The following is a 7,563-nucleotide window of genomic DNA, read 5'->3' as shown; positions in this document are numbered from 1 at the left end:
GCTTCGCGCCGAAAAGTGAACGTTCTGGTAGTCGATGAAGACCGCGACTCGCGGGGTCATGACGTACCCGATCTAGAAAAAACCCCGCCAGTCCCGGAGGACGGCGAGGAGAAAGTCGGATCACCATAGGCACCCGACGGCCACGGCGCCAAACGGCCGAGGGCACAGCGCACGCCGAGGAGACCGTCTCCCCTCGTAGGCGACCCTCCGCGTCCGTGCGAGCGCTTTCCGCATACCAATCGGGACGGATCACCCAACATCGTTCGCTGTTTGTCCGATTTGCTGGTCCAGCACCATCACAATCAACAACGCGAGCGGGTCCTTCGACAGCGGCTCGTCCGCCTCGTCGATCCGGCTCAGATGCAGTCCCACGCCATCACCGTAGCCGACCATGTCACGGCGAGCCGCGCACCGATGGGCGACAGAAACGCCCCTGTGAGCTGGCAGGCGACGCACGTGAACACCGCGGACTTCGCGGGGCACCGCGACGGCGTATCCGGCTCGCCACGGATGTTGATAGCAGATCTTGCTAGCATATTACGCGTGACACGGACGATTACGCTTCGGCTCTCGGACGAGGCATACGAGGCGGTCAAGCGGTATGCCGAGGCAGCGGACACGTCGATGAACGCGTGGGTCGAGCGCGTGCTCGACGCCGAGGACATGCGCCGGCGCTGTGCCGCCCACGCTGCCTGGATGCGGGCGAACCCGGCGATCACCCAGGTGGCGCTCGCCTTCGGTGAGGCCAACCAGCGGGCACTCGCGGCGGCCGGGCTGCCCAACCTGGCGGGCGCCGCCGAATGAGGTCGCCGCGGCGCGGCGAGATCTGGACCACCCGCACCGGACCGACACTCCAGGCGGTGTTGGTCATCAGTTCCACGGTTTACAACGAGATCGTCGATGAGCCGACCGTGCTGGTCGCGCTGGTCGTGGAGCACGCCACCGACGAGGGGTTCTGCGTCCGGCTGGGCGAGGGCCAGTGGGCTGTGATGGGCCTGGTCACGTTTGTGGCCAAGGCCGCGCTAGAAGAATACCTGCGCCGGGTCGACGTCCAGACGCTCACCGACACCAACGCTATGCTTTTCAAGATCCTGGCCACGCCCGAACGCTGACGTCTCACGCGTGATACGTTAATTTCATGATCGAAGTAACAGTTCGAGATCTCCGCAATCATGGCGGCCAGATTCTGGACCGGGTCGCAAACGGAGAGGCACTGACAGTGACCCGGGACGGTCATCCGGTCGCCGAACTCCGGCCCCTGCCACGCCGCCCGCTGTCAGCCGCGCTGCTGCTGGAGCGCTGGCGCGGTCTACCGCGTGTCGACCCGGTACTCCTGCGCGAGGACATCGACAGCATGCTGGACCCCGCACTGTGACCGATCCCGCCGTACGCCACCTGCACGGGGTGCTCGACACCAGCACGGTCATCCATCTGCCACGCATACCCGACCCGGACAGCCTGCCCGCGGAACCGCTCATCACCGCCGTCACGCTGGCCGAACTCTCGGTCGGCGCGCTCGCCGCAGCCACGGACTGCGAGCGCGCCAACAGGCAGGCCCAGGTACAGCAGGCCGAGGCCGACTTTGATCCGCTCCCCTTCGACGCCGCGGCGGCACGAGCGTTCGGACGGGTGGCGGCCTCGCTGCGCCAAGCCGGTCGCAAGCCTGCGGCCCGAGCGTATGACGCAATGATCGCCGCCACCGCACTGTCCAAGAACCTGCCCGTATACACCTGCAACCCCGCCGACTTCGCCAGCATTGACGGGCTTACCGTCATTGCCGTCCCGGTACCTGCGACGGCAGAAGCCTGAACCTGCGCCTTGGCCACTGACGTTCTCGGCCGCAAGTCAGGCCGCGCCGCACCCCTGCTCTGCCAATAGCAGAACTCACAGACTTCCAATAGCAGGACGGCTAGGGCGTAGTCTGATGAGTCTTCGATCGCTTCGCCCTCCACCGAACGCTTCGCGTCCGTGCGGGTCCCTGTTCTCAATGCCCGGAAGGCATCCTGCCGCGTTGCCGTCGGTCCGGATAGAACACCGCTATCCGGGCCTGCTCCGCCTTGCAGGCACTTTCTGGATCATCGCCCACATCGACCACCATCCATCAGACACGCCCTAAAAGGCCTGAGTGGCGATGGGTGCATAGGCACGGATGAAAAGGGCGACGTTGGCTCGGATGGCGGTGTCGAGTTCCGGGGCGTCGCGATCGGAGGGCGCGGTGAGAGCGAAGGTGCCGAGTTCTGTCATCTGCCAGGAGGTCCCGATGATGAGGGCGAGGTATTGACCGGCGGCGCGGGCTGGGTCGTCGATGTTTAGGGCGCCGGCGTGAGCGAGGCGGGCAAGGCTGCCGATGAGGGCTGGCCATACGGGTGTGGTGACACGGGAACGCCACAAGGCCAGGAGCTGGGGGTGGCGGGGTGCCTCGGTCTGGATAACTAGGCGCAACGCGCTGGTGGTCGGGCTGGCGTAGACCGCTGTGATCCGTCGTGCGAGGTCAAGCAGGTAGGTCGAGGCGTCATCGACAGTCTCTACGCGTGCGGGAAATGTGTTCGTCGCGTTGCGTAGCGCGTCGAGGTTCGCTGTAATCATCTCGTCGATGACTGCGAGGAAGAGCTTCTCCTTGTCGCCGAAGTGGTTGTAGACAGTCTGGCGGGAGACCGGGGTGGCCGACGCGATGTCGTCGAGGCTGGTGGCGATGTAACCCTGCCGCGCGAAGACCTCGAACGCGGCTTTCATGATCGCCTCGCGTTTGGCCAGCCGGCCTCGGCCCAGCGCGACGGCGCTGGCACCCGCTGCGTCGATGGCCACGGACCCACGCTACCCTCCTGGACTCAGGCATCTCGAAAATTAGGCAACACCGTCCAAGAAGCTATGCAGATGCGTCTCACGGTGGCGCCGTTCGTCGCCCCAGCGAAAGAGTGGGAGAACTAATGTCGACTCAGGTTCCGCACACGGTGATCATTGGTGCCGGGCCGGCTGGCCTGACAGGCGCCTATCAGCTGGCCGCTCGCGGCGCGGCCGTCACGGTGTTCGAAGCCGACGACGTGGTCGGCGGGATCAGCCGTACCGTCGAGCGCGACGGCTGGCGATTCGACATCGGCGGGCACCGGTTCTTCACCAAGGTCGCGGCCGTCGAGGTGCTGTGGCACGAGATCCTGCCCGCCGAGGACTTCCTGCTCCGGCCTCGGATGAGCCGGATCTACTACCAGGGGAAGCTCTACGACTACCCGCTGCGCGCCCTCAACGCCCTACGCAACCTCGGGCCTGGGCACGCGGCACTCGCGCTCGGGTCCTACGCCCGCACGCGGCTGCGTCCGCCGCGGGATCAGAGCAACTACGAGGCGTGGCTGGTCGCGCGCTTCGGCTGGCGACTGTACCGGACGTTCTTCAAAACCTACACCGAGAAGCTGTGGGGAATCCCGGTCAGTGAGATGCCGGCGGATTGGGCCGCGCAGCGGGTGAAGAACCTCTCGCTGTCCTCCGCGATCGTCAACGCGGTCCTCCCGAGGCGAAACCAGAAGGACATCACCAGCCTGATCGAGGAGTTCCACTACCCGAAGTACGGCCCCGGCATGATGTGGGAGACCTGCCGTGACAAGGTCGAGAAGATGGGCGGAACGGTCACCTTGAACACCGCCGTCACGACCATCCACCATGAGCACGGACGCGCGGTCGCGGTCACCGTCCAATCGAAGACCGGCGAGCGCACACGGGTGCCGGCCGACCAGGTGATCTCCTCAACCCCACTGTCAGCCCTCGTGCTGGGCATGGATCCGCCACCGCCTGCCAAGGTCATTGAAGCGGCCAACGATCTGCGCTACCGCGATTACCTCACCGTCGCGCTCGTCGTCCCCGCCGAGTTCGGCTTTCCCGACAACTGGATCTACATCCATGACCCGGGTGTCAAGGTCGGCCGGATCCAGAACTATGGCTCCTGGTCGCCCTACCTTGTCAAGGAAGGACGGACCTGTCTTGGTCTGGAGTTCTTCGTCTTCGAGGGCGACGACATGTGGACGAAGCTCGACGACGAGCTGATCGCGCTCGCCACCCGTGAACTGGAGCTGCTCGGACTCGTACGCCACGGCGCGGTCGAACGCGGCTACGTCGTGCGGGTGCCGAAGGCGTACCCGACCTACGACCAGTACTACCGCCATAACGTGGAGATCATCCGAGAATGGATCTCCGTGAATGTACCCAACGTTTACCCTGTCGGCCGCAACGGCATGCACCGCTACAACAACGCCGACCATTCCATGCTCACCGCGATGCGCACAGTCGAGAACATCCTCGACGGCACCCACCACGACATCTGGGCCGTCAACGTCGAAGAGGAATACCACGAAAAAAAGACAGCGGCCGCGCCCTCCAACCGACCGATAGGCACCGGCCGCGACGCGCCCATCCTCCCGCGACGCGGCCACCCACGCCGCATTCAGTAGCGGACGATTTCGAGCGTGCGCGCCGGCCACGTACGGTCGCGCCGTAGGCCTCGCTGCTGATCATAGCCAGGCTGGTAGTAATGGCTTCCTGACCGCGGTGGGTGCGGTGGGTCTCGTGGTCGGTCAGGAAGCCCAGGCGTGCTCCCGCCGGTCAGTCGCCGCCGTGGCCTCTGGTGTACACGAGCGGTATTCGACATCGCTACGCCATACTGTCAGCTGGCAACGTCCCGCCTCGATGGTCCACGTCCGGCGATCACATCGGTCCTCGATCTGAACCGGCTGCGGCGTACGCGGCTCCATGGACCGCTGATGTGCCCAGGCATGGGCTGAACCCCACTCGGGGAAGGTCGCGACAAGCTCGCCGTCTCCGTCAAAGACCAGAAAGCGGCGTTTGATCATCGCTTCACCCGCACCCACCTGATCTCCCCCCATCGCAGCCATGACAACAGCTCACCCTTCGAATTATTGATCTTACTTAAAGTATCAACACAAACAGCATGGGTCCGCCAGGCGACTCCCGCAAGAGCAACCGCGACCGTGTCATTACGGAAAGCATCATCCAGCACATAAAAGTGATGAAGTGCTGGCAGGATGTAGCAATGCTCTACGCGAAGGGGATTAATGGGCACTAATAGTGGTCCAACCGTCCGAAGGCGGCGACTCGGCGCCGAACTCCGCCAGCTCCGTGAGGAAGCTGGCGTGTCCGTCGATCAGGCTTGCGAACTCCTCCGTTGCTCAATTTCAAAGATCAGTAGAATGGAAAACGGCCGCGTACCGGTCCGGACCCGCGACGTCCACGATCTCTTGCAGCTCTACGGCGTCACGGACGAGACCAAACGCGAAGCCTTCCTCGCGCTTGCCCGCGAGTCTCGCAAACGTGGCTGGTGGCATACCTACCACGATGTGGTTCCTCCATGGTTCGAGATCTACATCGGCCTTGAAGGAGATGCCTCTTCGATAAGCGTGTACGAGGCGCAGCTCGTTCATGGACTGTTACAGACAGCCGAGTACGCCCGCCACGTCATCCGCGCCAACAACCCAGAGATCGTGGAGGAGGACCTGGAGCGCAGAGTCGCACTGCGCCTCGATCGACAGAGTCGCCTCACACACGACAACCCTCCTCGGCTGTGGGTCGTCCTCGACGAGGCGGTGCTACACCGTCCGGTTGGCGGTACGGCCGTGATGCGAGCGCAGCTCGAGTATCTCATCAAGCGAGCGAAACTACCCAATGTGACTCTCCAGGTCGTTCCCTTCGTCGCGGGTGCCCACGCGGGAATGGGTAGCACCTTCGCGATCCTCGGCTTTCCGGACCCGACAGACCACGACGTTGTCTATATCGAGGAAGCGACGGGGAGCCTCTATCTTGAACGGGCGGCGGAAATTCGGCACTACCGGCTGAAGACCGACTACCTGTTGGCCGCCGCGCTTCGCCCCGACCAGTCCCTTGAGATGATAGCCAGAGTGACGGAGGAAATGAAATGACTGAAAACAGCATGTCAACCACAAGCAAGATCGATATCGACGTCGAGACCACCGTGTGGCGCAAGAGCAGCTACAGCAATGGTGCCGGCGGCATGTGCGTAGAGGTTGCGGTCGCTGCCGGCGGCATCCTCGTCCGCGATTCGAAGGATCCGGCCGGCCCGGTCCTGGCCTTCACCGGCGGCGAATGGGATGCCTTCCTTGCCGGCGTCAGGGACGGCGAGTTCGATCAGATCTGACCCGCCGGATCGCAACCACGGGCCAACACGGTGGTGCCGGACGGCCGGATCCTGCTCAAACCGCTCGGCACCGGAATGAACCCGAGACATATGGTCCCAGCGGCCGAAGAGAGTGCGATCATGGTTTTTCACTCGCCCAGAACCACCAAGCGGGCTAGTATGCCAAAAACCGTGTAAGCATTATTTTTCGTCTGGCCAGAGATCCATGGTGTGCTGGATTTTTGCGTACCCTCAGGCTCGCGAAGGAGCCTGAGGGTACCCTACAAGGGTCACTTCGGACAATTGTGGACCTGTCTTTCCGTCAGCGGGCCACGGCTGGGCGGCTCCCGAGGAAGGCACCGAACGGATACGGCCCATGTCGTAACCGATCCGGCCGCGCCCCGGCCTGGACGCGATGAGCCGAAATAAAGATTAAGAGCGTCCGGCAATAGGGGTGTGGATCAAGGAGCGGGACTGGGGTGCGTACATCGCGAGGCGGTGGAGGGAGTCACCCTGGTGTTGGGTGGCGACCGACGAGCCGGGGTACCCGTGCATCGCGCAGCGATGGATGGGGAGCGATGCGGCGAGGTGCGCACCCCAGCCCCGCGGCGCCGCGTCCCCTATCGCCGGTCGCTCCAAACAGGGCCACCTGGCCCCGCGTGCGACGACCGGGGCCGCATCGGCTGCCCCGGCAGCCCAACAGCCCCCGCAACCTCCACTGCCCCGGCACCTCCGTGGGACGGTGCGGCCGAAACAGTAATCAGACAAGCGCGGATAGCAACATCATGAAAAAGGCCTTGCGATCGGGCCCCCGACAGCGCACTCTGTAGAGGTCGGGTCGGGTTGTGGTCCTTGCCTTGTGATCCTTTTCTTGTTGTCCGCTCGCTTTGCCGTCCTTCCCGTTGACGTAGTGTCACAAAATTTCGATTATCTCATCGGGTGCTGGTACCCGTTGTCGCTATAGGGAGCGAAGCCGTCATGTACGCCATAGCCTGGGCAGAGGCCCGAAGGTCAGGGCGTTTCGGCCTCTCCCCCCATCTGGCCTTTAGATCCAGTCAGCTTCGTCGATCGCGCGCTGGCGGAACGTAGGCGATCGACCGTTCGCGGGCAGGGTACCAACCCCGTCAGCCCGGAAGCCCATTGATCCAAATCGCGCCTGACACATGTCAGGCGGACTTTTCGTCGTCCTGTTCCCGCACAACGGGAGGTGATCAGCGTGGCCACTGCCACGACGAACCTGCTCAACACCCCGCTTGAGGACCCGCGTACCGAGCGGGTGCGCCGCAACGCTCTTGCGGCGTACGTCGACGGAAAGATCAGTTTTGCCCAGGCGAACTCCCGCGTCCGCAGGGCAATGGAGCGATTTCAGCCCTAGGGCGTGTTTCGACAGTCAGCTGTCCGGGGCTCGCCGCGTCCAGGCTGCACCTGGC

9 protein-coding genes and 1 pseudogene are annotated in these 7,563 nt (G+C 64.0%); 8 read left to right on the top strand and 2 right to left on the bottom strand.

Translation table 11 applies throughout. The features are described 5' to 3' along the window. Positions 1–276 precede the first annotated feature (276 nt). Positions 277–372: pseudogene (locus MJ797_RS26895) on the bottom strand (Fe-S cluster assembly protein HesB); the annotation flags it as partial. Positions 373–543: 171 nt separating this feature from the next. On the opposite strand from MJ797_RS26895, the gene MJ797_RS00290 reads away from it, so the two are divergent. The 4 genes from MJ797_RS00290 to MJ797_RS00275 are packed head-to-tail and all read left to right on the top strand — an operon-like array spanning position 544 to position 1,809. Continuing rightward, entirely contained in the window at positions 544–804 is a 261-nt protein-coding gene (locus MJ797_RS00290) for a pilus assembly protein HicB (protein ID WP_239307829.1), read from the top strand. After that, positions 801–1,112, top strand: coding sequence for a type II toxin-antitoxin system PemK/MazF family toxin (locus MJ797_RS00285; protein ID WP_239328999.1), 312 nt, complete (start codon positions 801–803; stop codon positions 1,110–1,112). The genes MJ797_RS00290 and MJ797_RS00285 overlap by 4 nt, the downstream gene beginning before the upstream one ends. 26 nt (positions 1,113–1,138) lie before the next feature. Next, the gene (locus MJ797_RS00280) at positions 1,139–1,375 is read left to right on the top strand and encodes a type II toxin-antitoxin system Phd/YefM family antitoxin (RefSeq protein WP_239307831.1); all 237 of its coding nucleotides are present in this window, start codon (positions 1,139–1,141) and stop codon (positions 1,373–1,375) included. Then, positions 1,372–1,809 carry a type II toxin-antitoxin system VapC family toxin gene (locus MJ797_RS00275; protein WP_239328988.1) on the top strand — a complete coding sequence of 146 codons (438 nt, stop codon included), beginning with the start codon at positions 1,372–1,374 and terminating at the stop codon, positions 1,807–1,809. Before MJ797_RS00280 ends, MJ797_RS00275 begins: the two co-directional genes overlap by 4 nt. Positions 1,810–2,112: 303 nt before the next feature. Here MJ797_RS00275 and MJ797_RS00270 read toward each other — a convergent pair whose 3' ends face one another. After that, complete coding sequence (locus tag MJ797_RS00270) at positions 2,113–2,805, bottom strand: TetR/AcrR family transcriptional regulator (RefSeq protein WP_308127811.1); 693 nt, start codon at positions 2,803–2,805, stop codon at positions 2,113–2,115. Between the two features lie 122 nt (positions 2,806–2,927). Between MJ797_RS00270 and MJ797_RS00265 the strand changes: the two genes are divergently transcribed. The 4 genes from MJ797_RS00265 (at position 2,928) to MJ797_RS00250 (ending at position 7,508) form a co-directional block, all read left to right on the top strand. Next, positions 2,928–4,436: an NAD(P)/FAD-dependent oxidoreductase gene (locus tag MJ797_RS00265; RefSeq protein ID WP_239328969.1), complete on the top strand. Its 1,509-nt coding sequence runs from the start codon at positions 2,928–2,930 to the stop codon at positions 4,434–4,436. Between the two features lie 621 nt (positions 4,437–5,057). Next, a complete protein-coding gene (locus MJ797_RS00260) occupies positions 5,058–5,918 on the top strand; it encodes a helix-turn-helix transcriptional regulator (protein ID WP_239328943.1) in 861 nt (286 codons plus the stop codon). After that, positions 5,915–6,154, top strand: coding sequence for a DUF397 domain-containing protein (locus tag MJ797_RS00255; RefSeq protein ID WP_239328917.1), 240 nt, complete (start codon positions 5,915–5,917; stop codon positions 6,152–6,154). The genes MJ797_RS00260 and MJ797_RS00255 overlap by 4 nt, the downstream gene beginning before the upstream one ends. A 1,195-nt stretch (positions 6,155–7,349) precedes the next feature. Further along, complete coding sequence (locus tag MJ797_RS00250; protein ID WP_239307836.1) at positions 7,350–7,508, top strand: hypothetical protein; 159 nt, start codon at positions 7,350–7,352, stop codon at positions 7,506–7,508. The last annotated feature ends 55 nt before the right edge of the window (positions 7,509–7,563 follow it).

The organism is Protofrankia sp. CiP3 (assembly GCF_917627345.1).
GTDB lineage: Bacteria > Actinomycetota > Actinomycetes > Frankiales > Frankiaceae > Protofrankia.
This window is presented reverse-complemented; position numbering and strand designations above follow the sequence as displayed.

What these genes read in the sequence shown, in the direction of transcription:
- MJ797_RS00285 (WP_239328999.1), top strand. Translation starts at nt 801, where the DNA reads ATGAGGTCGCCGCGGCGCGGCGAGATCTGGACCACCCGCACCGGACCG.
- MJ797_RS00280 (WP_239307831.1), top strand. Translation starts at nt 1,139, where the DNA reads ATGATCGAAGTAACAGTTCGAGATCTCCGCAATCATGGCGGCCAGATT.
- MJ797_RS00265 (WP_239328969.1), top strand. Translation starts at nt 2,928, where the DNA reads ATGTCGACTCAGGTTCCGCACACGGTGATCATTGGTGCCGGGCCGGCT.
- MJ797_RS00260 (WP_239328943.1), top strand. Translation starts at nt 5,058, where the DNA reads ATGGGCACTAATAGTGGTCCAACCGTCCGAAGGCGGCGACTCGGCGCC.
- MJ797_RS00255 (WP_239328917.1), top strand. Translation starts at nt 5,915, where the DNA reads ATGACTGAAAACAGCATGTCAACCACAAGCAAGATCGATATCGACGTC.